Here is a 21780-nt window from a genome sequence, read left to right on the forward strand (position 1 = left end):
GGGGTGCGTCGTCTTGTCCTGCCCGGTACGGCGCGTCTCGTCGGGTGTCTTCGAGGCTAGCAAAAGCCCAGCACAACGGGCGGTGACCTTGATCACCGCCCGTTCATCGCAGGGCACTTACGCATGACTGCCGAAGACGGCTACCGACGGCGGCCACCGCTAACGACTACAGATACAGCCCGGTCGCATCGTCCGAGCCCTCAAGACGCTCCGCGGCCACCGCGTGCAGATCCCGCTCCCGCATCAGCACATACGCCACACCGCGCACCTCGACCTCGGCACGGTCCTCCGGGTCGTACAGCACCCGGTCACCCACCTCGACGGTCCGCACGTTCTGGCCGACGGCGACCACCTCCGCCCAGGCCAGGCGGCGGCCGACGGCAGCGGTCGCCGGAATGACGATGCCCCCGGTCGAGCGCCGCTCGCCCTCGGGGATGTCCGTCCGCACCAGCACGCGGTCGTGCAGCATCCGGATCGGCAGCTTGTCGTGGGTGTCCTTGGTGTTATTCGGGCTCACGGCACGACCGTACCCGCACCCTGCCGACTGCCGGGCCGCCGGGCGCCGTTCAGCCGCGGCGCCGTTTGGTGGTCACCACCAGCAGGCCCACCACACCCACGCCGACCATGGCCACCGGAACGATCCGCTCCAGCCGCGGCGCGCCGTCCTCCGACACCAGCTGGGCACGCACATCCGAGACCACACGGTTGACGGCCACGTACGCACGCCCCGCCGTCCGGTCCACCGCCTCTGCGGTCTTCGCCTTCGCCTCACCGATGATCGTCTTCGGGTGCAGCCGCACACCGATCTCGTCCAGCGTCACGGCGAGATCCTGCCGCCGGCGGACGATGTCCGCCTCGATCTGCGCAGGGGTCCTGGCTTCCGACACCGCGCTGCCTCCGTCGTCTCGGGCCGATGCGTACAGGACCGGGCACGAGCCCCGTACGGAACCGGCCAAGATCCTGTCCGTGCCGATTCGTGAAGGACAGTCTGTCAGCTCACACCCGCCCGCGCCCTCAGCACCCCCGTTACGCGCAGCCACGGCTTCCACCGCACCGCACCACAGGCCCCACGGAAGCCGTAATCTCGGGGGCGTACGCACCATCCGAAGGAGAGACATGAGCGAGCGACTGCAGACCGGTGACACCGCCCCCGCCTTCACCCTCCCCGACGCGGACGGCAACGAGATCTCGCTCGCCGACCACAAGGGCCGCAAGGTCATCGTCTACTTCTACCCGGCCGCGCTGACCCCCGGCTGCACCAAGCAGGCCTGCGACTTCACCGACAACCTCGACTTCCTCGCCGGCCACGGCTACGACGTCATCGGCATCTCCCCCGACAAGCCGGAGAAGCTCGCCAAGTTCCGCGAGAAGGAAGACCTCAAGGTCACCCTCGTCGGCGACCCCGACAAACAGGTCCTGGAGGCATACGGCGCCTTCGGCGAGAAGAAGCTCTACGGCAAGACCGTCACCGGAGTCATCCGCTCCACCGTCATCGTCGACGAGGAGGGCAAGGTCGAACGCGCCCTCTACAACGTCAAGGCCACCGGCCACGTCGCCAAGATCATCAAGGACCTGGGGCTGTGAGACGGGGCTCGGGGCTCTGAGGCAGGGCTCGGGGTGTGAGGCCGGGGCTGTGAGGCGGGGGCCCGAAGGCTCCCCGCCCGCCGCGAAGGCTCCCCCCGCCCGCTGTGAGGCTCCCCCCGCCCCCTCCCCCCTCTCCCCCTACGGGGGAGGGGGCGGGGGTGGGTTCGGGGGTGGGGGGGGTGAAACGCCGCCCGCGCCCGCCCGAAACCGGAAGCCTCTCCCCGCCCCGGACTCTCCCCGCCCCAACCGCCCCTACCTCGCCCCCACCACGTCCACATCGCCCCCCGCCGTCCGGTCCGGCAGCTCCAGGACGGCCTCGGCGCCGCCCTGCGCCGCCGTACCGAAGTCCAGCCGCGCCCCCAGCACCTCCGCCTGGCCCGCCGCGATCGTCAGCCCCAGGCCGTGCCCCGTCCCCCGCTCCGGCGCCGCCGTACGGAACCGCCGCGGCCCCTCGGCGCACAACTCCGCCGGATAGCCGGGACCGTGATCACGCACCACGATCCGGCTGCCCGCCACCACCACCTCGATCGGCGGCTCCCCGTGCTTCGCCGCGTTCGCCAGCAGATTCACCAGCACCCGCTCCACCCGGCGCCGGTCCGTCTCCACGATCCGCGGCTCCCCCTCCACCGACACCGAAACCGACACCTCGGACACGCCCCGCTGCCGCACCGCCCGCTTCACGATCCCCCGCACCAGCGACGGCAGCTCACAGGCATCCAGATCCGCCCGCTCCACCCCGGCGTCAAGACGCGACACCTCCAGCAGGTCCTCCACCAGCCGCCGCATCGCCTGCGCCCGGTCCTGCACCATCTCCACCGCACGCGGCTGCGGCAACAGCTCGGCAGCCGCCACCAGACCCGCCACCGGCGTACGCAGCTCATGCGCCACATCCGCGGTGAACTCCCGCTCCGCCTGCGCCTGCGCCGCCAGCGACATCGCCATGTGATGCACACTGCGGCCCAGCTCGGCCACCTCGTCCCGGCCACGGCTCGCCAGCGCGTCCGCGTCCGGAGCCGCACCGGCGGCTATCCGCCGCGCCGCCGCCGCACTCAGCCGCAGCCGCCGCGACAGCCGCTGCGCCACGAACCACGACACCACCGCCATCACCGTGACCGTGCCCACCCCCGCGACCAGCAGCGCCCGGTCCAGCGCCAGCTGCGCCGGATCGTCATCGGGGAACGCCGCCGACACCGACAGCGAACGCCCCGGCCGCTCCTCGCTCCCGCCGACCCCCGTCGCCGCCCACACCCGCGGATCCTCGCCCCCGCTGACGTACGTCCCCGACTTCCCCTCGAACGCAGCCGCCCGCAACGGCGAAGGCAGCGTCGCATCGTCCAGCTGCGCCCCCATCGCCAGCGTCCCGTCCCGCTCGTAGATCTGGAGCGCCGCACTCAACCGGTAGTCCTGGTACACACGCGCCGAACGCTCCCGCTCGGCGTCCGCGATGTGGTGCACGGCGAACCCCAGCAGCACCACGGCCAGCGCCGTCATACACGAAATGGCCAACGCGATCCGGCCTCGGATGCCCATCACGCGAGGTTGTACATCTCCGTCGTGTCACCGAGCGGCGTCGAGCCGTCGTACGTCACCTCAAGCCCCGTGAAGGCCCGGCCGCCCTCCACCGGCTCCGCCCCGTAGAGCCGGAACGTCGCGGGGAACACCGAATCCGCGCCCCCGCCCGCCGCGGTCTTCTCGACCTGCACCACGCCCCTGCCCTCCGCCGACCTCGCGCCGTACTTCTCCCAGGTGATGGCCGTCGCCACCATGCCCGCATCCGCACACGTCAACGTGATCACCCGCGGCTTGACCTCCGGCTCGCCCGAGCCGCAGTCCCGCACCCCCGGCAGCCCGTCCGACGGCTTCCCCGACGACTTCACGTCCTGCACCGCCGACGTCTTCGGCGCCACATCGACCGCCGTCGCATGGCCCCCCGACTGGCCGAACCACACCCCGCCCGCGGCCAGCGCGGTGACCACCACGAACGCCACCAGGGCGATACGCCCCCTCATCCGGCGCGCTCCGTCGCGGTCGGTCATCGCCCTCTCCTCCCGGAGCCCACGCCCCGTACCCCCACCCGGTACACACGAACGCCGCCACTCTCCTCGCACGCGCGACGGAGCGGCGGCTCCGGGCGCACGGACGGTGACGACAGCACACCACCCTCCCCCCTCCGCCACACGGACGGATTGCCCGGACGCTGCGATGACCCCGCGGCTGTGTACCAGTTCTGTAACGGCACACCCCGCCGGAAAGCGCTCCCAAAGCCCGCTCCGGCCCGTAAACCCGCAGGCCAGAACAAGTCATCCGGACGGCCCAACCCGAGTGACGTACATCGCGTTCCGGCGCCAGAGTGGTTTGATCCGCGCTCGACTGCGCAGGCGCACTCGTCGTACCCCATCGCGCACCCCGCGCTCTGACCGAACGAGAGGACCGCCTCGTGCCGATCGGCAGCACCGAAGCTGAGAACGCTTCCGAACACGACCCGGAAGCACTGAAGCGTCACCGCGCGCTCTTCCGCGCCATAGCCCGGCGCAGGAACCCCAAGCTCCGGCGCACCGATATCACGGTCACCGACGAAAAGGTGGTCAAGCGTGCCGTGAAGGCCGCCGCCCTCGGTAACGCCATGGAGTGGTTCGACTTCGGGATCTACGCCTATCTCGCCGTCGTCATCAGCAAGGTCTTCTTCCCCGGCGGCAGCGACACGGCCGGCCTGCTGTCGACGTTCGCGACGTTCGCCGTGGCCTTCCTCGTACGGCCACTCGGCGGCGCCTACTTCGGCCCGCTCGGCGACCGCATCGGCCGCAAGAAGGTCCTCGCCCTCACCATGATCATGATGGCGATCGGCACCCTCTGCATCGGCCTGATCCCCTCGTACGCGGCGATCGGCTTCTGGTCGCCCGCACTCCTGATCATCTTCCGTCTCATCCAGGGCTTCTCCACCGGCGGCGAGTACGGCGGCGCCTCGACCTTCATAGCCGAGTACGCCCCCGACAAGAAGCGCGGATACTTCGGCAGCTTCCTGGAGATGGGCACCCTGATCGGCTACACCGGCGCCGCCGGCATCGTGCTGATCCTCAACGCCGCGCTGACCGACGAGGCGATGGTGCAGTGGGGCTGGCGCATCCCGTTCCTGGTCGCGGGCCCGCTCGGCCTGGTCGGTCTCTACCTGCGGATGAAGCTCGACGAGACCCCCGCCTTCCAGAAGCTGGAGGCGTCCCAGACCCACACGCCCACGGGCTCCGCCACCGACGCCGAGGCGGAGTTCTCGCACCTGTCGGAGAACGCCCCGAAGAAGAAGCTCGGCGAGATCTTCGCCCAGCAGTGGCCGACGCTGATCCTGTGCATCGCCCTCGTCGGCGCGTACAACATCACCGACTACATGCTGCTGTCGTACATGCCGACGTACCTCACCGACACCTTGCACTACAAGGAGTCGCACGGACTGCTGATCCTGGTCGGCACCATGATCGTCCTGATGCTGATCGTCAGCAGCGTCGGCAAGCTCAGCGACCACTTCGGCCGGAAGCCGCTGCTGATGACCGGCATGCTCGGCTTCTTCATCACGTCCATCCCGGCCTTCCTCCTGGTCAAGCAGGGCAGCTTCGCCACGGTCATCGGGGGCATGGCCCTCCTCGGCCTCTCCCTCGTCTGCCTCCTGGGCACCATGTCCGCCGCCCTGCCCGCCCTCTTCCCCACCAGCGTCCGCTACGGCTCGCTCTCCATCGGCTACAACCTCGCGGTCTCGATCTTCGGCGGCACCACCCCGCTCGTCATCACGGCCCTGATGGGCGCGTTCAACGGGAACGTCATGGTCCCCGCCTACTACACGATGGGCGCAGCCCTCGTCGGCGTCATCGCCGTGGCCTGCATGAAGGAAACCGCCCAGCAGCCCCTGGAAGGCTCCCCGCCCTCCGTCGCCACCAAGGAGGAGGCGGTCGAAATGATCACCTCCCAGACGACGGAACCGAAGTTCTGACCGACGCCACATCGAGGGGCCCCGGGGCACGCACCTCGGGGCCCTCGCCATACCCGGACCCTCCGCATTCTTTTCCTCACCCCACGTAACCGTCTTGGCGTTCGATCGTTGTTCTGTTCGAGGGGGTGCGGGAAGGGCCCGCGCGGAGAACGGGGAGGGCGCACATGCCGGCCAGTCCGTACACCAGGGAACGGCTCGCCGCCGCGGCATCGACGTCACGGACGCTGTCGGAGGCGCTGACCAAGCTGGGGGTGGATCCGAAGGGACGCTCCCGGCGTTATCTGCGCGACCGGATCCGGTCGCTGGGGGTCGACACCTCCCATTTCGAACGGGAGGGGGCACGGTGGACGAGGGAGGCCCTTGAGGAGGCGGTGGCCCGTTCGGCGAACATGTGCGAGGTTCTGCGTCGGCTCGGGCTGGATCCGGTGGGCGGGCAGCACACCCACATCAGCAGACGCATCCGCAGCCTCGGGGTCGACACCTCGCATTTCACGCCACAGGGGCGGAGGAATGGCACAGCACGCCGGAAGCGCACCCCTCACGAACTCCTGATGGAAACCGCCACCCGCCGAGTACCGAGCAGCCGCCTCGAGGAGGCCCTGCTGGCCCTCGGGGCCGATGAGCGCTGCGCGGGCTGTGGCACAGGGGCGGTCTGGCGGCACCGCCCGCTACCTCTGGAGGTGGACCACGTCGACGGCGACTGGCGCAACAACCGCCGGGAGAACCTCAGACTGCTCTGCCCCAACTGCCACTCGGCGACGGACACATACCGGGGGCGCAACAAGCGCCGACGCAACGCCGCTGAGGCAAGGTGACCACGGCATGACCGCGAGGACGAGGTACACACCCGAATCTCTGGCCGAAGCAGCGCGATGTTGCACCACGATCGACGAAGTCATCGCTTTCTTCGGCACCCGCCCCTACCCGGAGCTGCGTCGGCACCTGCTGAGACGATTCGCGCAGTACGGCATCGACGTCTCGCACTTCCCCGCGGGGCGTACCCTCGTACGCAATCGCCCCCGGCCATCGCAGGTGGCGCTCCGTCGCGCCGTGACCCGATCGATCTCTCTGGCGGCAACCCTGCGGATACTCAACCTGCCCGACAACCCCAGGACCCGCGCCCTCCTCAGGCAGTGGATCACCGACGACGGCCTCGACACCTCGCACTTCCTGGGGCAGGGCCACATGCGAGGGAAGCCGGGAACCGTTCCGCTGAAGCCGCCCGAGCGCATCCTCGTGAAACGGGTCGGCGCCAACCGCGAAAAGAGCGTGCTGTTGCGCCGCGCTCTCCGCCAGACCGGTGTCCCCGAACGCTGTGCCGAGTGCGGAACGGGCCCCACGTGGCATGGCCGTCCCATGACGCTCGAAGTGGACCACATCAACGGCGACTGGCGCGACAACCGAGCCGCCAACCTGCGCCTACTGTGCCCCAACTGCCATGCGATAACCGACACTTGGTGTCGCGGCGGAAGCCGCAGGACAACGCGGCGACCCGACGCAGCGGAGTGCACGAACGGGCCCGCGTTCCAGCAGGCAGGGGGATCCGGTAAGGCGATGCCGTCGGTCGCACCCGGCCCGGTACGATGACGCCGGTGGCCAGCGGCCGTGGCGGAATTGGCCTACGCGCAGCACTTAGGATGCTGTGGGAGAAATCCCTTGAGGGTTCGAGTCCCTCCGGCCGCACCAGGCATCGGCGAAGGCCCGGCACGATCACTCGTGCCGGGCCTTCGCCATACATGCCAGACCTTCGGCGGGTGAGCCGCCCGCCTCAGCCCAGGAGTTCCTTCACCACCGGTGCCAGTGCCCGGAACGCCTGGCCGCGGTGGCTGATGGCGTTCTTTTCGTCGGCGGTGAGTTCGGCGCAGGTGCGGGTCTCGCCGAGGGGCTGGAGGATCGGGTCGTAGCCGAAGCCTCCGGTGCCGGCGGGGGTGTGGCGCAGGGTGCCGCGCAGGGTGCCTTCGACGACGCGCTGGGTGCCGTCGGGGAGGGCCAGGGCGGCGGCGCAGGCGAAGTGGGCGGCGCGGTGGTTGTCGTCGATGTCGGAGAGCTGGGCGAGGAGCAGGGCGAGGTTGGCGCGGTCGTCGCCGTGCCGGCCTGACCAGCGGGCGGAGAAGATGCCGGGGGCGCCGCCGAGTACCTCGACGCACAGGCCGGAGTCGTCGGCGACGGCGGGATGGCCGGTGGCGCGGGCCAGGGCGTGCGCCTTCAGCAGGGCGTTCTCGGCGAAGGTGACGCCGGTTTCCTTGACGTCGGGGACCTCCGGGTAGGCGTCGGCGCCGACGAGTTCGACGTCGAGGCCGACGGTGGCCAGGATGGCGCGGAGTTCGGTGATCTTGCCGGCGTTGCGGGTGGCGAGGATCAGGCGGCGGGGGGTCCGCGGTTCGGTTGTGTGCTGCATGGGACGTGATTATCCCGGGGTGCAGACCTTGGTGAGTTCACCGGCCGCGTCCGCGAGGGGCTGGAGGTCGGGGGCCTTGTTGTCCTCGACGGCGCGCTGTGCGTTGTCGACGGCGCGCTGCAGGCTCGTGACGGTCTTGGCGAGGTCGGGGTCGCCGGTCGAGTCGCCGATGCCCTTGAGGTCCTTGTCGATGTCGTCGAGGGCCTTTTCGGTGCGCTGCGGGTCGTCGAGTGCGTCGCCTGCGTTCTTCTGGAGTCTGTCGACGCCGTTGACGACGGCGGTGGCGGTCTTGGCGCAGTTCACGGCCGTGTCGACCGCTCCGCAGGCGGTGAGGAGGGGGAAGGCGAGGGCCGCCGCGGCGAGTGTGGCGAGTCCGGTGGCGGCGGCGGGTCGTCGGCGGTGCGGGTGCTGGGCCATGGTGCGGTTCCTCCCCTTGGGTCATGCTCGGGCAAAGGATGACACGCACGGGGCCGGTTTTTGGTTGCCGGGACGGAATGGGCCGGATCTGGGGGGGCCGGCCTGGTGGACGGGGCGGGCGTGGGTCGCCGTGGCCCCGTCCGTCCTGGGGCGTCGTCAGAGGGTGCGGGCGAGTGCCTCGTGCTGGGCTGCGTCGAGTGTGGCGCAGCCGTTGACGGCGAGGTCGAGGAGTGCGTTGAGTTCGTCGCGGGCGAAGGGCTCGGCTTCGGCGGTGCCCTGGACCTCGACGAAGCGGCCGTCGCCGGTGCAGACGACGTTCATGTCGGTGTCGGCGCGGACGTCTTCCTCGTAGCAGAGGTCGAGGAGCGGGGTGCCGTCGACGATGCCGACGCTGACGGCGGAGACGGTGCCGGTCAGCGGCTTGCGGCCGTGCTTGACGATCTTCTTGCCCTGGGCCCAGGTGATGGCGTCGGCGAGGGCGACGTAGGCGCCGGTGATGGCGGCGGTGCGGGTGCCGCCGTCGGCCTGGAGGACGTCGCAGTCGAGGACGATGGTGTTCTCGCCGAGTGCCTTGAAGTCGATGACGGCGCGGAGGGAGCGGCCGATGAGGCGGGAGATCTCGTGGGTGCGTCCGCCGATCTTGCCGCGTACGGCTTCGCGGTCGCCGCGGGTGTTGGTGGAGCGGGGCAGCATCGAGTACTCGGCGGTGACCCAGCCCTCGCCGCTGCCCTTGCGCCAGCGGGGGACGCCTTCGGTGACGGATGCGGTGCAGAAGACTTTGGTGTCGCCGAAGGAGACGAGGACGGAGCCTTCGGCGTGCTTGCTCCAGCCGCGTTCGAGACGTACGGGGCGGAGCTGTTCGGGGGTGCGGCCGTCGATGCGAGACATGGCGTAGAGCCTAGATGAGTGCGTCCGAAGCCGTGTCGTCCGCCCGGAGGGCGGGCCTGGCGGGGTCCGGTGCGTGCGATCGCAAGGCGGAGGAGAGAGTCGACGCGGAGCGTCGGCGACCGACGACAACGCCGCGAGCGTGCGTGCCGGACCCCGCCAGGCAGCGGGCGCGGCTTCGGGCTCGCTCGTCCAGTGGGAACGGCGCGGGCCCCGTCCCTGGCGTGGGTTGCCGGGGGCGGGGCCCGCGTGGTGGTGACCTGGGGGTCAGCTCACATCATGTCTTCGATGTCGGCGGCGATGGGGTCCGCGTCGGTGCCGATGACGACCTGGATCGCGGTGCCCATCTTGACGACGCCGTGGGCGCCTGCGGCCTTGAGTGCGGCCTCGTCGACGAGGGAGGCGTCGACGACCTCGGTGCGGAGGCGGGTGATGCAGCCCTCGACCTCTTCGATGTTGTCGAGTCCGCCGAGCCCGGCGACGATCTTCTCAGCCTTGCTGGCCATGTCCACTCCTGCTTGTCTCGGCCGCCGGCGGTTCTGCCGTGCGGTTGACGAACCGTAACGCACGTTCAGCCCAGTTTTATGGGCGTTTGCCCGCCGTCTGGCGAAGGATGGCGAGCACCCGGAGTGCGCGCCGGGGGCCCGGAATCGCACCACAACTGGTCTACACCACCAGTATGCGGCACACCGCGGGCGACGCGGTGACGGGCGGCCTGCCGGGAGGTGGCGGATGAGTTCCGGTGCGGCGGCGACTCCCCGTAAGACCTGGGCGGCCAACGCCTTCCAGGGCATGCAGAAGATGGGGCGCAGCCTTCAGTTGCCCATCGCCGTGCTGCCAGCCGCGGGCATTCTCAACCGGCTGGGGCAGCCGGATGTGTTCGGCGCCGACGGTCTCGGCTGGGACGACGTCGCCAAGGTGTTCGTGGGGGCGGGCGGTGCGCTGCTGGATTCGGGGCTCGGTCTGCCGCTGCTGTTCTGCATCGGTGTCGCGATCGGGATGGCGAAGAAGGCGGACGGGTCGACGGCGCTGGCTGCGGTGGCCGGCTTCCTCGTCTATTACTCGGTGCTGCACCAGTTCCCGGTGGACTGCGCCGTGGGGCAGACGTATACGCAGGCGGGCCTGTGGGGCGGGGTGTGCGTGGACGGCAAGGGGGCGGTGGCGCAGGCGACGTTCCAGAATCCGGGGGTGTTCGGCGGCATTCTGATGGGGTTCGCGGCTGCGTGGTTCTGGCAGCGGCTGCACCGGGTGAAGCTGGTGGACTGGCTGGGTTTTTTCAACGGCAGGCGGCTGGTGCCGATCGTGATGGCCTTCGTGGGCCTGGCGTTCGCCGTGGTGTGCCTGTTCGTCTGGCCGCCGGTCGGTGATGCGCTGACGAGTTTCAGCAAGTGGCTGACGGATCTGGACTGGGTCGGTTCCGGCATTTTCGGTGTCGCCAACCGGGCGTTGCTGGTGGTGGGGCTGCACCAGTTCCTGAATACGTTCGTCTGGTTCCAGTTCGGCGACTTCACCAAGCCGGACGGCACGGTCGTGCACGGCGACATCAACCGGTTCCTGGCGGGCGATCCGACCGCGGGGCAGTTCACCACCGGCTTCTTCCCGATCATGATGTTCGCGCTGCCTGCCGCCGCGCTGGCGATCGCGCACTGCGCCAAGCCGCACCGGCGCAAGGAGGTCGGGGGCATGATGCTGTCGGTCGGGCTGACGTCGTTCGTGACCGGGGTGACCGAGCCGATCGAGTACTCGTTCCTGTTCATCGCGCCGGTGCTGTACGGGATCCACGCGGTGCTGACGGGGGTGTCGATGGCGGTCAGCTGGGCGCTGGGGGTGCACGACAGTTTCAGCTTTTCGGCGGGTCTGATCGACTACGTCATCAACTGGGGTCTTGCGACCAAGCCGTGGCTGATCATTCCGATCGGTCTGTGCTTCGCCGTGGTTTACTACGTCCTCTTCCGCTTCGTGATCACGAAATTCGATCTGACGACTCCGGGGCGTGAGCCGGAGGACATGGCGGAGGAATTGGAGAGGGACAACGTGAAGTAGTCGCGGAAGTCCGGTGCGTGAGCATCGGGCTTTTCCGTCCGCGCGCCCCAACTCGCCGTGCACACTGGGCCGGTGAGGTTCGCGGCAGCGCATTTCCTGGATGCCGGCCCCGCTTTTTCCGGCCTTTGGGCCCGTTGACCCGAGGGCCGGTCGCCATGTGGTCCACACCACTTGGAAGAATGGATTCCTTTATGTCGGGGCTACGTGCTAAGAATGGTCTAAACCACTGAGTGGTGTAGACCAACAAGCGGGCCGTCCCCCTTCCCGAGTGCCCGCCTCACCAGGAGGAATCCGATGAGTTCGGCCACTGCCGCGAAGGCGGCCCCCGCAAAGAAGCGGGGCTCCGGCCTGTTCCAGGGCCTGCAGAAGATCGGCCGCAGCCTCCAGCTGCCGATCGCCGTGCTGCCCGCGGCGGGCATCCTCAACCGGCTGGGGCAGCCGGACGTCTTCGGCAAGGACGGTCTGGGCTGGATCGACGTCAGCAAGGTCTTCGCCGCGGCCGGCGGTGCCGTCTTCGACAACCTGCCGCTGCTGTTCTGCATAGGCGTGGCCATCGGCTTCGCCAAGAAGGCCGATGGCTCCACCGCGCTCGCCGCGCTGGTCGGCTTCCTGGTCTACAGCAATGTCCTCAAGGCGTTCCCGGTCACCGAGGGACACATCGAGAAGGGCAAGTGGGTCGAGCCGGTCCTCAACAACCCCGGCGTGCTCGGCGGCATCATCATGGGGCTGCTCGCCGCGACCCTGTGGCAGCGCTACCACCGCAAGAAGCTGGTCGACTGGCTCGGCTTCTTCAACGGCCGCCGGCTCGTCCCGATCATCATGGCCTTCGTCGGCACCGCGGTCGGTGTGCTCTTCGTGCTGGTCTGGGAGCCCATCGGCGACGGCATCTCCAGCTTCGGCGAGTGGATGACCGGCCTCGGCGCGGGCGGCGCCGGCCTCTTCGGCCTGATCAACCGCGCCCTGCTGCCGATCGGCATGCACCAGTTCGTCAACACCGTCTCGTGGTTCCAGCTCGGTGACTTCACCGACGCGGCGGGCAAGGTCGCGCACGGCGACATCGGCCGCTTCTTCGCCGGTGACCCGTCCGCCGGACAGTTCATGTCGGGCTTCTTCCCGATCATGATGTTCGGCCTGCCGGCCGCCGCCGTCGCCATCGCGCACGCCGCCCGCCCCGAGCGCCGCAAGGCCGTGATGGGCATGATGGTCTCGCTCGCGCTGACCTCCTTCGTCTGCGGCATCACCGAGCCGATCGAGTTCTCGTTCATGTTCATCGCCCCGGTGCTGTACGGGATCCACGCGGTGCTGACCGCGATCTCGATGGCCGTCACCTGGGCCTTCGGTGTGCACGACGGCTTCACCTTCTCGGCCGGCGCCATCGACTACGTACTGAACTGGAACCTGGCCACCAAGCCCTGGCTGATCATCCCGATCGGCCTGGTCTTCAGCGTCATCTACTACGTCCTGTTCCGCTTCGCCATCAAGAAGTTCAACCTCACCACCCCGGGCCGCGAACCCGAGGAAGAGGTCGAGGACCTGACGAAGGCGTAGCGGTCACCCCGTACACGGGAAAGGGCCCCGGAACCGATCGGTTCCGGGGCCCTTGTGCGTCCCGGCCGCGCGCCGCTCCAGCCGCGCGGCGGGCCTCAGATCTCGTAGACCGTCCCGGCCCTGGCGACCTCGACGGGCCCGTCGTAGACCTTCTGCGCGTCGCGGAGGCTGATGTCCGGGTCGGTCCACGGCGGGATGTGGGTCAGCACCAGCCGTCCCGCGCCGGCCCGCTGCGCGTGCTCCCCCGCCTCGCGGCCGTTGAGGTGCAGATCGGGGATGTCCTCCTTGCCGTGCGTGAAGGACGCCTCGCACAGGAAGAGGTCGGTGCCGTCGGCGAGGTCGTCGAGCGCCGCGCAGGTGCCGGTGTCGCCTGAGTACGTCAGCGAACGGCCGTCGTGCTCGATCCGGAAGCCAAACGCCTCGACGGGGTGGCTGACCCGTTCCGCGCGGAGGGTGAAGGGGCCGATGGTGAACGAACCCGGCGTCAGGGTGCGGAAGTCGAAGACCTCGCTCATCGCCCCTTCGTGCGGCAGGTCGGCGTGCGCGGCGGTCAGCCGGCGCTCGGTGCCGGCCGGCCCGTAGACCGGCATCGGCGCGCAACGGCCGCCGTCCGGCCGGTAGTAGCGGACGACGAAGTAGCCGCAGAGGTCGATGCAGTGATCGGCGTGCAGGTGCGAAAGGAGTACGGCGTCGAGGTCGTAAAGACCGGTGTGGCGCTGCAGCTCGCCGAGGGCGCCGTTGCCCATGTCGAGGAGCAGCCTGAAGCCGTCGGCCTCCAGGAGGTAGCTCGAACAGGCCGATTCCGTGGAAGGGAACGACCCCGAGCATCCGACGACAGTGAGCTTCATACGGTCGTGAACCTCCTGTGCGGGGGCGGCGGAGCGGCAGGCCCGTGCCGTGTGGTGCGGTCCGGCGGTCCACGCAGGTTTCCTGCGGTAACCCGGCGGTACTCGGCGGACACGGGCTCTCAGTGCAGTGCCCACGAGCGTAAGGCGCAAAGGGTTGTGTGGCGCCTCCAGCGGGGCGAGCTGTGGGCGGAATCACCAGTCCGGGTGGGCAGGTGCGGCGGGCCTCTCCCCTGTGCCGCGGACGGCGGCTGCCGGTACGGTCGCAGGACCTGCGGCGTGGAGGGAGCGGGTGTGGACACCTCGTGGTGGCCGGGTGTGGTGGTCGTGATCGCGTTGGCGCTGGTCGCCGCGGTGGTCGACGGGCGCGGGCGGAGCCGGCGACCGCCGCGCCGCGGGCGCCGCACCACAAGGCCGGGACCGGCCCGTCCGCCGCGGCGCGGCCGGCGGACCACCGTCGGCCGGCGCGCGGACGGCGGCACGGCGCGGCCCGGGACGACCACCCGTCCGGCGCCCGGCGAGATCTGGTGGGCGCGGGTTCCATACGAGGACACCCCGGCCGGTGCGAAGGACCGGCCCTGCCTGGTGCTGTCGGTGCGCGGCGGCACGGCACTCGTCATCAAGATCACCACGCGGCACCACGAGGAGCGGCCCGGGGTGATCCCGCTGCCCCCGGGGGCGGTCGGTGACGCGCGGGGCCGCCGGAGCTATCTGGAGACGGACGAGCTGCGGGAGGTGGCGGCGGACGCCTTCCGGCGCCGCGCGGGTGTCGCCGACCCGCTGGTGTGGGACCGGGTGCGGCACTTGGGAAGCTAGGTCCTGCCGTGCGACGGCCTGCGGGCGGGCCCGTGAGGTCCGGGCCCGCCCGCAGGCGGTGCAGAAGGGGTCAGGCGGTCAGGCCCAGAGCTGGCCGTGCAGGGTGGCGATGGCCGCCTCGGTCGACTCGGCGGTGTAGACGCCGGTGGAGAGGTACTTCCAGCCGCCGTCGGCGACGACGAAGACGATGTCGGCGCTCTGCCCGGCGCGCAGCGCCTTCTTGCCGACACCGATGGCCGCGTGCAGGGCGGCGCCAGTGGAGATTCCGGCGAAGATGCCTTCCTCGGTGAGGAGTTCGCGGGTACGGGCGACCGCGTCCTGGGAGCCGACGGAGAAGCGGGTGGTGAGCTGCGACTCGTCGTACAGCTCCGGGATGAAGCCCTCATCGAGGTTGCGCAGCCCGTAGACGACGTCGTCGTAGCGCGGTTCGGCGGCGACGATCTGGATGCCGGGGACCTTCTCGCGCAGGTAGCGGCCGACGCCCATCAGTGTGCCTGTGGTGCCGAGGCCCGCCACGAAGTGGGTGACGGACGGCAGGTCGGCGAAGATCTCGGGGCCGGTGGTGGCGTAGTGCGCACCGGCGTTGTCGGGGTTGCCGTACTGGTAGAGCATCACCCAGTCGGGGTGTTCGGCGGCGAGTTCCTTGGCGACCCGTACGGCGGTGTTGGAGCCGCCCGCCGCGGGCGACGAGATGATCTCGGCGCCCCACATCGCGAGCAGTTCGCGCCGCTCGGACGAGGTGTTCTCCGGCATCACGCAGACGATGCGGTAGCCCTTGAGCTTGGCCGCCATGGCGAGCGAGATGCCGGTGTTGCCGCTGGTCGGCTCCAGGATCGTGCAGCCGGGGGTGAGCCGGCCGGCCTTCTCCGCCTGCTCGATCATGTGCAGCGCGGGGCGGTCCTTGACCGAGCCCGTGGGGTTGCGGTCCTCCAGCTTCGCCCAGATGCGGACGTCGTCGGATGGCGAGAGGCGCGGCAGGCGGACGAGCGGGGTGTTCCCGACCGCCGCCAGCGGGGAGTCGTACCGCACCGTCAGACCGTCCCGGCTCGTCGCCAGGACGCCACTCCGGCAGGACGCGGCGTCGCCGCGGCGGATCCGCCCGCCACGGCCGGCAGGATCGTGACGTGGTCGCCGTCGGTGAGCTTGGTGGAGATGCCTTCCAGGAAGCGCACGTCCTCGTCGTTGAGGTAGACGTTCACGAAGCGGCGCAGCTGCTCGCCGTCGACGAGGCGCTCGCGGATGCCGGCGTGCCGGCTCTCCAGGTCGGCGAAGAGGTCGGCGAGGGTCGCCCCGCTGCCCTCGACGGCCTTGGCGCCTTCGGTGTAGGTGCGCAGGATGGTCGGGATTCGGACCTCGATGGCCATGAGAGTGCTCCTGTCGGAGTGCGGTGGCGGGTGGCGTACGTCCCGAGTGCACGGCCTGCGGCGGTGCGGGTGCGTCGGGGGCGCGGAGCTGCGGCTCAGGCGGCGGCGCGGCGCGTACAGATGGCGCCGGCCAGGCGGCACAGGTCGATGTGCAGCCGGGCGGCTCCGCAGCCGAAGGCGCCCAGCAGGGCGGAGGCGGAGCGACGCGTGGCGAGCGGAGCCTGCTGGTGCATGGCCCTCCTCTTCTCGCGCACGTCGTGGTCAACCATGTGGTCATCGTAGCGATTCCCGGTCCGGGTATTGGAACCTCGTCCCATGATGCGGACGGTGGGTGTACGCCAGGTGGGACGCGGTACGGGCCGCCATCTCGGCCCGTACCCGCAGTGGCCGAGGAAGCCCCAGGTCAGGCGTACGAATCCACCAGCTCGACCGGTTCCTCGGTGACCACGCCGTCCACGATGCGGAACGAGCGGAACTGGAAGGGTCCGGCATCGTCGGCGTCAGCGGTGGATACCAGGACATAGTGCGCGCCCGGCTCGTTCGCGTACGAGATGTCGGTGCGCGACGGGTACGCCTCGGTGGCGGTGTGCGAGTGGTAGACGATCACCGGCTCCTCGTCCCTGTCGTCCATCTCGCGGTAGAGCTTGAGCAGGTCCGCCGAGTCGAACTCGTAGAACGTGGGCGAGCGGGCGGCGTTCAGCATCGGGATGAAGCGCTCGGGACGGCCACTGCCGGCCGGTCCCGCGACGACGCCGCACGCCTCGTCGGGGTGGTCCTTACGGGAGTGCGCGACGATCTGGTCGTGAAGGGCCTTGGTAAGGGTCAGCATGCGGCAAGGATAAGAGGGCCCGCCGCGGCGCCCGGGAAAGGGTGCGGACGGCCGACGGGCCCGCACGTACCGGAGAGTGGTACGTACGGGCCCGCATGCTGGGACGGGAGTGAGGGTCAGCCCTTCGTGTCCCCGTCCGAAGGCGTGCCCTTGGCCGCCGGGACAGCGGTGGCCGTGGCGGCGTCCCTGCGCTTGATGGCGAGGTAGCCGACGGTCAGGATGACGGCCCACACCGGCGCCGCGTACAGCGAGATCCGGGCGTCCGGGTCCACACCCATCATCACGATCACCATGGCGATGAAGGCGAGCGCGAAGAGCGAGGTGTACGGGGCGCCCGGCGCCTTGAACTCGGACTGCGGCAGCTCACCGCGGTTGGCCTTGGCCCGGAAGCGCAGCTGCGAGAGCAGGATGACGATCCAGGCCCACATGCCGGAGATGGTGGCGAAGGAGACGACGTAGTTGAACGCGTCGCCGGGCCACTGGTAGTTGATCCAGACACCCACCAGCATCATCGCGACGGAGACGCCGGTGCCCCAGGTGGGCAGGCCGTTCTTGCTGAGGTGCGTGAAGAGCTTCGGGCCCTGGCCGTTGAGTGCGAGGTCCCGCAGCATGCGGCCGGTGGAGTACATGCCGGAGTTGGCGGACGACAGCGCGGCGGTCAGCACGACGAAGTTGACGATGCCGGCGCCGGCCGGGAGGCCGATGTGCCGGAACGCCTCGACGAAGGGGCTGACGTTCGGCGCGAAGGCCGTCCAGCTGACGACGGACAGAATGATGATGAGCGCGCCGATGTAGAAGAGGCCGATGCGCCACGGAACGGTGTTGATCGCCTTGGGCAGGACCTTCTTCGGGTCCTTGGCCTCGCCCGCGGTGACGCCGACGAGTTCGACGGCGAGGAACGCGAACATCACGATCTGCAGGGTCATCAGCGTGCCGCCGACGCCCTTGGGGAAGAAACCGCCGTCGGACCAGAGAAGGGAGAAGGAAGCGGTGTCACCGGCGTCGGAGAAGCCGATGATGATGACGCCGAGACCTATGAGGATCATTCCGATGATCGCGGTGACCTTGACCATCGAGAACCAGAATTCCAGCTCTCCGAAGATCTTCACGGAGATCAGATTGATGCCGAAGAGTGCAACGGTGAAGATCAATGAGGACACCCATTGTGGGATGTCCTGGTTCCAGTAGTGAATATAGGTGGCCGCGGCAGTTACCTCGGTGATGCCGGTGACGACCCAGAACAGCCAGTACGTCCAGCCGGTCACGAAGCCGATGAACGGGCCGAGGAATTCGCGTCCGTACTCCGAGAAGGAGCCGGAGACGGGCCGGTACATGAGCAGTTCGCCCAGTGCCCGCATGATGAAGAAGATGACGAGACCGACGATCGCGTAGGCCAGGATGATGCTGGGCCCCGCCTTGGATATCGCCTTGCCCGCCCCCAGGAACAGGCCGGTACCGATGGCGCCACCAATGGCGATCATCTGGATCTGGCGATTACCCAGACCCCGCTGGTAGCCCTCTCCCGAGCCTTTCCCAGCGGCCTCATTGCCGTCGTGCTGCTTGTCGACCTGCACAGAGGTCATGAGTGGTGCGCCTTTCTCCATACCGACCCGGTCTGTCCGGATCGGGTTCCGATCCCCCCGGATGGAGTTCCTGCACGCCGACGGTCGGCCGGCTCAGCGCTCCCGCAGCGACAGGGGTGGCGTCACTCACGGCAGGTCGTGAACATCTATCACGGCGCCTTGTAAGCCGACCAGGGATGCCCCGGGGCAGGGCCGCACGAAAATCAGGACAAAGCCCTAAAGACTCGGCAAGGCGCACGCGTGTGGTGATGGGATCGTTATCCGGATTTGAGCATCCGCTGAGCGAATGTCCCCGGAATGGTAACCAGGTTTCAGGACATCAGCGATTCGACAAGTGTTTCCTGGAGCCCGCCGAGCCAGAGGTAGGCCAGCACCATGGGCTTGCGCGGGTCGGTGTCGGGCAGCCGCAGCAGCTCCCCGCCGTCGTCCTCGTCCGTGACGTCGAGGCGGGTGCCGATGGCCAGCCGGAGGTCGTTGAGGGTACCGAGCCACTGCCGGCACTCGCCGGGCTCCAGGCGCAGCACGGCGCCCGTCTCCGGGTCGGCCGACAGTGCGTCCAGCGAGCGGATCAGCACCAGGGCGTCGTCACGCTTGCGGGCGCGAAGATCGTTCTCGGTGTAGCGGCGGAACTCGCCTGACGCGGCGCGCACGTCGTCGTCCGGCACCACGTCGGGGCCGCCGTACGCGTCCGGGAAGAGGCGGGCCAGGACGGGGTCGGCGGGCGGCTCGCTGGGGCCGTCGTTGAAGACCGAGGCGAGCAGGTCGTCGCTCCCGCCGTCGCCGGGCTCGTCCCCCGGGCCGACGAGTTCGAGGAGCTGCACGGCGAGGCTGCGCAGGATGGAGATCTCGACCTCGTCGAGGGTGACGGCGGCGCCGCCGCCGGGCTGGGGCTCGAAGTGGCCGGCCATCAGCGGTCCTGCTGGAGGGTCGCCCACAGGCCGTAGCCGTGCATGGCCTGTACGTCGCGTTCCATTTCCTCGCGGCTGCCGCTGGAGACGATCGCGCGGCCCTTGTGATGGACGTCGAGCATCAACTGGTGGGCCTTGTCCTTGCTGTAGCCGAAGTAGGACTGGAAGACATAGGAGACGTAGCTCATGAGGTTGACGGGGTCGTTGTGGACGATCGTGACCCACGGGACGTCGGGTTCCGGCACCTCATAGGGAGCCTCGCTCGACTCGGGACGTTCGATCTCCACCGGGACGCTGAGGGTGCAGCGGTGCGGCCGGAGAGTGATCGTGGGTGACGGATGAGCGCTCACGTGCCCCATGCTGCCACCCGGGGCCGGGCGGCGCACAAACGCCCCACAGGTACGCACCTCCCGCACGGCAGCCGACGGCCATCGGCTGCCGCCCCGACCCGAAATCGTCAGAGTGACGAGTAATGGGGGTAGCATCTCCTTCATGAACACAGCAGACCTGGGGCTGCCGGTGGCCGTGCCGTCGACTGCGCTCTTCACCGACCAGTACGAACTCACCATGCTGCAGGCCGCCTTGCGGTCCGGGAACGCGGACCGGCGCTCGGTCTTCGAGGTCTTCACCCGGAGGCTGCCCGAGGGCCGCCGCTACGGCGTGGTGGCCGGCACCGGCCGGGTGCTGGACGCGGTGGAGAACTTCCGGTTCGACGAGACCATCCTCGGCTTCCTGCGCGAGCGCGGCATCCTGGACGAGCCGACGCTCAAGTGGCTGGCCGGCTACCGCTTCCGCGGCGACATCTGGGGCTATCCGGAGGGCGAGGTCTACTTCCCCGGCTCCCCGATCATGCGGGTCGAGGGCACCTTCGCCGAGGCGGTGGTGCTGGAGACGGTGATCCTCTCCATCCTCAACCACGACTCCGCGGTGGCCGCCGCCGCGTCCCGGATGTCGGTTGCGGCCGGAAACCGCCCGCTGATGGAGATGGGCGCCCGCCGCACCCACGAGCTGGCGGCGGTGGCCGCGGCCCGCTCCGCGTACGTCGGCGGCTTCCACACCACGTCCGACCTGGCGGCCGGCTTCCGCTACAACATCCCCACCGTCGGCACCAGCGCACACGCCTTCACCCTGCTGCACGACACCGAGCGGGACGCCTTCACCGCGCAGGTCGACACCCTCGGCAGCGGCACGACACTGCTGGTGGACACCTTCGACGTGGCCGAGGCGGTCCGCACCGCCGTGGAGGTCGCGGGTCCTGGACTCGGCGCGGTCCGGATCGACTCCGGCGACCTGCTGCTGATCGCCCACCGGGTCCGCCAGCAGCTCGACGAACTGGGCGCCAAGGACACCAAGATCGTGGTGACCAGCGATCTGGACGAGTACGCCATCGCCTCGCTCGCCGCCGCGCCGGTGGACGCGTACGGCGTCGGCACCCAGCTGGTGACCGGCAGCGGCCACCCGACCTGCTCGATGGTCTACAAGCTGGTGGCGCGGGCGGACAGCAACGCCCCGGACGCCCCGCTGAAGGCGGTGGCCAAGAAGTCGATGGGCGCCAAGTCGTCCGTCGGCGGCCGTAAGTGGGCCGCGCGCCGGCTGGACGAGGACGGCGTGGCCGAGGCCGAGGTCGTGGGGACCGGCGAGGTGCCCGACGAGCTGGCCGGGCGGCAGTTGCTGGTGCCGCTGGTGACCGCGGGCGATGTGGTGGCGCGCGAGCCGCTGGACACGGTGCGGGACCGGCACATCACGGCCCGCGCCGGGCTGCCGCTGTCGGCGACCCAGCTCTCCCGCGGCGAGGCCGTGATCCCGACCGAATACGTCTGACGCCACCGCCGGGCGCGGGCGCATGCCCCCGCCCGGCCGGCCCGGCGGACGGCCCCATCCGGCCACTCCCGCTCGGGCCGGAAGGTGACTACCCTCGGTCACACCACCGGAGAACCCCGTCGCGGCGGGCTCCCCGACCTCCATCCGGAAGGCACGCACCATGCACCGGGCACTGCTCGTCGTCGACGTACAGAACGACTTCTGCGAGGGCGGCAGCCTCGCGGTGGCGGGCGGCGCGGACGTCGCCGCGGCCATCACCGACCTGGTGGGCCGCGCCGCGGGCAGCGGCTACCGCCACGTGGTGGCCACCCGCGACCACCACATCGATCCGGGCGACCACTTCTCCGACCGGCCGGACTACGAGAACTCCTGGCCGGTGCACTGCGTGGCCGGCACCGAAGGCAGCGGCTTCCACGCGAACTTCGCGCCCGCCGTCGCCTCAGGCGCCATCGACGCGGTCTTCGACAAGGGCGCGTACGAGGCCGCGTACAGCGGTTTCGAGGGCACGGACGAGAACGGCACCTCGCTCGCCGACTGGCTGCGCGCCCACCGGGTCACCGAGGTCGACGTGGTCGGACTCGCCACCGACCACTGCGTACGGGCCACCGCGCTGGACGCGCTGCGGGCCGGGCTGCGCACCCGTGTGCTCCTCGACCTGACGGCGGGGGTGTCCCCGCACACCACCGAGCGGACGCTGGCCGAGCTGCGGGAGGCGGGCGCCGAGCTGTCCGGCAAGCCGGTGGTCGCCACCGGCTGACCCGGC

Annotated in this window: 25 protein-coding genes, 1 tRNA gene and 1 riboswitch; of the genes, 10 read left to right on the forward strand and 16 right to left on the reverse strand. The window is 69.8% G+C overall.

Annotated elements, in window-relative coordinates; all coding sequences use genetic code 11:
* Window positions 1–2: 2 nt before the first annotated feature.
* Window positions 3–70: riboswitch (guanidine-III (ykkC-III) riboswitch) on the reverse strand.
* A gap of 96 nt (window positions 71–166) precedes the next feature.
* Together ACGFNI_RS20670 and ACGFNI_RS20675 are read right to left on the reverse strand one after the other, a co-directional pair.
* On the reverse strand, window positions 167–469 hold the full coding sequence (locus tag ACGFNI_RS20670; protein WP_227048872.1) for a co-chaperone GroES: 303 nt from the start codon (window positions 467–469) through the stop codon (window positions 167–169).
* A gap of 97 nt (window positions 470–566) precedes the next feature.
* Window positions 567–887 (reverse strand): DUF3618 domain-containing protein, encoded by a 321-nt coding sequence (locus ACGFNI_RS20675; RefSeq protein ID WP_393685701.1) that lies wholly within the window; start codon window positions 885–887, stop codon window positions 567–569.
* Between the two features lie 229 nt (window positions 888–1116).
* Here ACGFNI_RS20675 and bcp point away from each other — a divergent pair, with 229 nt between their 5' ends.
* Entirely contained in the window at window positions 1117–1584 is a 468-nt protein-coding gene (gene bcp, locus ACGFNI_RS20680) for a thioredoxin-dependent thiol peroxidase (protein WP_227048805.1), read from the forward strand.
* Window positions 1585–1836: 252 nt separating this feature from the next.
* Here bcp and ACGFNI_RS20685 read toward each other — a convergent pair whose 3' ends face one another.
* Both ACGFNI_RS20685 and ACGFNI_RS20690 read right to left on the reverse strand, forming a co-directional pair.
* Complete coding sequence (locus tag ACGFNI_RS20685) at window positions 1837–3075, reverse strand: sensor histidine kinase (RefSeq protein WP_393685703.1); 1239 nt, start codon at window positions 3073–3075, stop codon at window positions 1837–1839.
* Window positions 3076–3113: 38 nt separating this feature from the next.
* Window positions 3114–3620 (reverse strand): hypothetical protein, encoded by a 507-nt coding sequence (locus ACGFNI_RS20690; RefSeq protein ID WP_393685705.1) that lies wholly within the window; start codon window positions 3618–3620, stop codon window positions 3114–3116.
* 401 nt (window positions 3621–4021) lie between these two features.
* On the opposite strand from ACGFNI_RS20690, the gene ACGFNI_RS20695 reads away from it, so the two are divergent.
* The 4 genes from ACGFNI_RS20695 to ACGFNI_RS20710 all read left to right on the forward strand — a co-directional run bounded on the left by ACGFNI_RS20695 (window position 4022) and on the right by ACGFNI_RS20710 (window position 7246).
* On the forward strand, window positions 4022–5560 hold the full coding sequence (locus ACGFNI_RS20695; protein WP_393685707.1) for an MFS transporter: 1539 nt from the start codon (window positions 4022–4024) through the stop codon (window positions 5558–5560).
* A 164-nt stretch (window positions 5561–5724) separates the two neighbouring features.
* The gene (locus tag ACGFNI_RS20700; protein ID WP_393685709.1) at window positions 5725–6375 is read left to right on the forward strand and encodes an HNH endonuclease signature motif containing protein; all 651 of its coding nucleotides are present in this window, start codon (window positions 5725–5727) and stop codon (window positions 6373–6375) included.
* Window positions 6376–6382: 7 nt separating this feature from the next.
* Window positions 6383–7147: an HNH endonuclease signature motif containing protein gene (locus ACGFNI_RS20705; protein WP_393685710.1), complete on the forward strand. Its 765-nt coding sequence runs from the start codon at window positions 6383–6385 to the stop codon at window positions 7145–7147.
* Window positions 7148–7159: 12 nt separating this feature from the next.
* A tRNA-Leu gene (locus tag ACGFNI_RS20710) sits at window positions 7160–7246 on the forward strand.
* An 82-nt stretch (window positions 7247–7328) separates the two neighbouring features.
* Here ACGFNI_RS20710 and rdgB read toward each other — a convergent pair.
* The 4 genes from rdgB to ACGFNI_RS20730 all read right to left on the reverse strand — a co-directional run bounded on the left by rdgB (window position 7329) and on the right by ACGFNI_RS20730 (window position 10054).
* A complete protein-coding gene (gene rdgB / locus ACGFNI_RS20715; protein WP_393685712.1) occupies window positions 7329–7958 on the reverse strand; it encodes an RdgB/HAM1 family non-canonical purine NTP pyrophosphatase in 630 nt (209 codons plus the stop codon).
* 9 nt (window positions 7959–7967) lie between these two features.
* Window positions 7968–8375 (reverse strand): hypothetical protein, encoded by a 408-nt coding sequence (locus ACGFNI_RS20720; RefSeq protein ID WP_393685714.1) that lies wholly within the window; start codon window positions 8373–8375, stop codon window positions 7968–7970.
* Between the two features lie 156 nt (window positions 8376–8531).
* The gene (gene rph, locus ACGFNI_RS20725; RefSeq protein ID WP_393685716.1) at window positions 8532–9263 is read right to left on the reverse strand and encodes a ribonuclease PH; all 732 of its coding nucleotides are present in this window, start codon (window positions 9261–9263) and stop codon (window positions 8532–8534) included.
* A 269-nt stretch (window positions 9264–9532) separates the two neighbouring features.
* Complete coding sequence (locus ACGFNI_RS20730; RefSeq protein WP_393685718.1) at window positions 9533–10054, reverse strand: glucose PTS transporter subunit EIIB; 522 nt, start codon at window positions 10052–10054, stop codon at window positions 9533–9535.
* On the opposite strand from ACGFNI_RS20730, the gene ACGFNI_RS20735 reads away from it, so the two are divergent.
* Window positions 9993–11303 carry a PTS transporter subunit EIIC gene (locus ACGFNI_RS20735; protein ID WP_393685720.1) on the forward strand — a complete coding sequence of 437 codons (1311 nt, stop codon included), beginning with the start codon at window positions 9993–9995 and terminating at the stop codon, window positions 11301–11303. The genes ACGFNI_RS20730 and ACGFNI_RS20735 overlap by 62 nt on opposite strands.
* Window positions 11304–11597: 294 nt before the next feature.
* A complete protein-coding gene (locus ACGFNI_RS20740) occupies window positions 11598–12851 on the forward strand; it encodes a PTS transporter subunit EIIC (protein WP_393685721.1) in 1254 nt (417 codons plus the stop codon).
* Window positions 12852–12946: 95 nt separating this feature from the next.
* Here the strand turns inward: ACGFNI_RS20740 and ACGFNI_RS20745 are convergent, their stop codons facing one another.
* On the reverse strand, window positions 12947–13699 hold the full coding sequence (locus ACGFNI_RS20745) for an MBL fold metallo-hydrolase (RefSeq protein ID WP_393685722.1): 753 nt from the start codon (window positions 13697–13699) through the stop codon (window positions 12947–12949).
* A 291-nt stretch (window positions 13700–13990) separates the two neighbouring features.
* Between ACGFNI_RS20745 and ACGFNI_RS20750 the strand changes: the two genes are divergently transcribed.
* A complete protein-coding gene (locus ACGFNI_RS20750; RefSeq protein WP_393685724.1) occupies window positions 13991–14512 on the forward strand; it encodes a type II toxin-antitoxin system PemK/MazF family toxin in 522 nt (173 codons plus the stop codon).
* A gap of 78 nt (window positions 14513–14590) precedes the next feature.
* Here ACGFNI_RS20750 and ACGFNI_RS20755 read toward each other — a convergent pair whose 3' ends face one another.
* From ACGFNI_RS20755 to clpS, 7 genes are all read right to left on the reverse strand, one after another.
* The gene (locus ACGFNI_RS20755) at window positions 14591–15541 is read right to left on the reverse strand and encodes a PLP-dependent cysteine synthase family protein (protein ID WP_393685725.1); all 951 of its coding nucleotides are present in this window, start codon (window positions 15539–15541) and stop codon (window positions 14591–14593) included.
* A gap of 2 nt (window positions 15542–15543) precedes the next feature.
* Complete coding sequence (locus ACGFNI_RS20760) at window positions 15544–15876, reverse strand: MoaD/ThiS family protein (protein WP_393685727.1); 333 nt, start codon at window positions 15874–15876, stop codon at window positions 15544–15546.
* A gap of 95 nt (window positions 15877–15971) precedes the next feature.
* Entirely contained in the window at window positions 15972–16145 is a 174-nt protein-coding gene (locus ACGFNI_RS20765) for a putative leader peptide (RefSeq protein ID WP_393685728.1), read from the reverse strand.
* A 134-nt stretch (window positions 16146–16279) separates the two neighbouring features.
* Window positions 16280–16705 carry a Mov34/MPN/PAD-1 family protein gene (locus tag ACGFNI_RS20770; protein WP_393685730.1) on the reverse strand — a complete coding sequence of 142 codons (426 nt, stop codon included), beginning with the start codon at window positions 16703–16705 and terminating at the stop codon, window positions 16280–16282.
* A gap of 116 nt (window positions 16706–16821) precedes the next feature.
* The gene (locus ACGFNI_RS20775; protein ID WP_393685732.1) at window positions 16822–18288 is read right to left on the reverse strand and encodes an amino acid permease; all 1467 of its coding nucleotides are present in this window, start codon (window positions 18286–18288) and stop codon (window positions 16822–16824) included.
* A 311-nt stretch (window positions 18289–18599) separates the two neighbouring features.
* Complete coding sequence (locus ACGFNI_RS20780) at window positions 18600–19196, reverse strand: DUF2017 domain-containing protein (RefSeq protein WP_393685733.1); 597 nt, start codon at window positions 19194–19196, stop codon at window positions 18600–18602.
* Window positions 19196–19546, reverse strand: a complete 351-nt coding sequence (gene clpS, locus ACGFNI_RS20785) for an ATP-dependent Clp protease adapter ClpS (RefSeq protein WP_393685735.1) — start codon at window positions 19544–19546, stop codon at window positions 19196–19198. Before clpS ends, ACGFNI_RS20780 begins: the two co-directional genes overlap by 1 nt.
* Window positions 19547–19688: 142 nt before the next feature.
* Between clpS and ACGFNI_RS20790 the strand changes: the two genes are divergently transcribed.
* Window positions 19689–21017 (forward strand): nicotinate phosphoribosyltransferase, encoded by a 1329-nt coding sequence (locus ACGFNI_RS20790; RefSeq protein ID WP_393685737.1) that lies wholly within the window; start codon window positions 19689–19691, stop codon window positions 21015–21017.
* Between the two features lie 160 nt (window positions 21018–21177).
* Window positions 21178–21774, forward strand: a complete 597-nt coding sequence (locus tag ACGFNI_RS20795) for an isochorismatase family protein (protein ID WP_393685739.1) — start codon at window positions 21178–21180, stop codon at window positions 21772–21774.
* Window positions 21775–21780 lie beyond the last annotated feature (6 nt).

Source organism: Streptomyces sp. NPDC048644 (assembly GCF_043199105.1).
Taxonomy (GTDB): domain Bacteria; phylum Actinomycetota; class Actinomycetes; order Streptomycetales; family Streptomycetaceae; genus Streptomyces.

Coding starts and splice junctions, on each gene's coding strand:
- rph (WP_393685716.1), bottom strand. CDS start 9,263: ATGTCTCGCATCGACGGCCGCACCCCCGAACAGCTCCGCCCCGTACGT.
- ACGFNI_RS20720 (WP_393685714.1), bottom strand. CDS start 8,375: ATGGCCCAGCACCCGCACCGCCGACGACCCGCCGCCGCCACCGGACTC.
- ACGFNI_RS20765 (WP_393685728.1), bottom strand. CDS start 16,145: ATGGTTGACCACGACGTGCGCGAGAAGAGGAGGGCCATGCACCAGCAG.
- ACGFNI_RS20730 (WP_393685718.1), bottom strand. CDS start 10,054: ATGCCCTGGAAGGCGTTGGCCGCCCAGGTCTTACGGGGAGTCGCCGCC.
- ACGFNI_RS20690 (WP_393685705.1), bottom strand. CDS start 3,620: ATGACCGACCGCGACGGAGCGCGCCGGATGAGGGGGCGTATCGCCCTG.
- rdgB (WP_393685712.1), bottom strand. CDS start 7,958: ATGCAGCACACAACCGAACCGCGGACCCCCCGCCGCCTGATCCTCGCC.
- ACGFNI_RS20685 (WP_393685703.1), bottom strand. CDS start 3,075: ATGACGGCGCTGGCCGTGGTGCTGCTGGGGTTCGCCGTGCACCACATC.
- ACGFNI_RS20740 (WP_393685721.1), top strand. CDS start 11,598: ATGAGTTCGGCCACTGCCGCGAAGGCGGCCCCCGCAAAGAAGCGGGGC.
- ACGFNI_RS20700 (WP_393685709.1), top strand. CDS start 5,725: ATGCCGGCCAGTCCGTACACCAGGGAACGGCTCGCCGCCGCGGCATCG.
- ACGFNI_RS20745 (WP_393685722.1), bottom strand. CDS start 13,699: ATGAAGCTCACTGTCGTCGGATGCTCGGGGTCGTTCCCTTCCACGGAA.
- ACGFNI_RS20775 (WP_393685732.1), bottom strand. CDS start 18,288: ATGACCTCTGTGCAGGTCGACAAGCAGCACGACGGCAATGAGGCCGCT.
- ACGFNI_RS20770 (WP_393685730.1), bottom strand. CDS start 16,705: ATGCTGACCCTTACCAAGGCCCTTCACGACCAGATCGTCGCGCACTCC.
- ACGFNI_RS20795 (WP_393685739.1), top strand. CDS start 21,178: ATGCACCGGGCACTGCTCGTCGTCGACGTACAGAACGACTTCTGCGAG.
- ACGFNI_RS20670 (WP_227048872.1), bottom strand. CDS start 469: ATGCTGCACGACCGCGTGCTGGTGCGGACGGACATCCCCGAGGGCGAG.
- ACGFNI_RS20760 (WP_393685727.1), bottom strand. CDS start 15,876: ATGGCCATCGAGGTCCGAATCCCGACCATCCTGCGCACCTACACCGAA.
- ACGFNI_RS20780 (WP_393685733.1), bottom strand. CDS start 19,196: ATGGCCGGCCACTTCGAGCCCCAGCCCGGCGGCGGCGCCGCCGTCACC.
- ACGFNI_RS20735 (WP_393685720.1), top strand. CDS start 9,993: ATGAGTTCCGGTGCGGCGGCGACTCCCCGTAAGACCTGGGCGGCCAAC.
- ACGFNI_RS20705 (WP_393685710.1), top strand. CDS start 6,383: ATGACCGCGAGGACGAGGTACACACCCGAATCTCTGGCCGAAGCAGCG.
- bcp (WP_227048805.1), top strand. CDS start 1,117: ATGAGCGAGCGACTGCAGACCGGTGACACCGCCCCCGCCTTCACCCTC.
- ACGFNI_RS20790 (WP_393685737.1), top strand. CDS start 19,689: ATGAACACAGCAGACCTGGGGCTGCCGGTGGCCGTGCCGTCGACTGCG.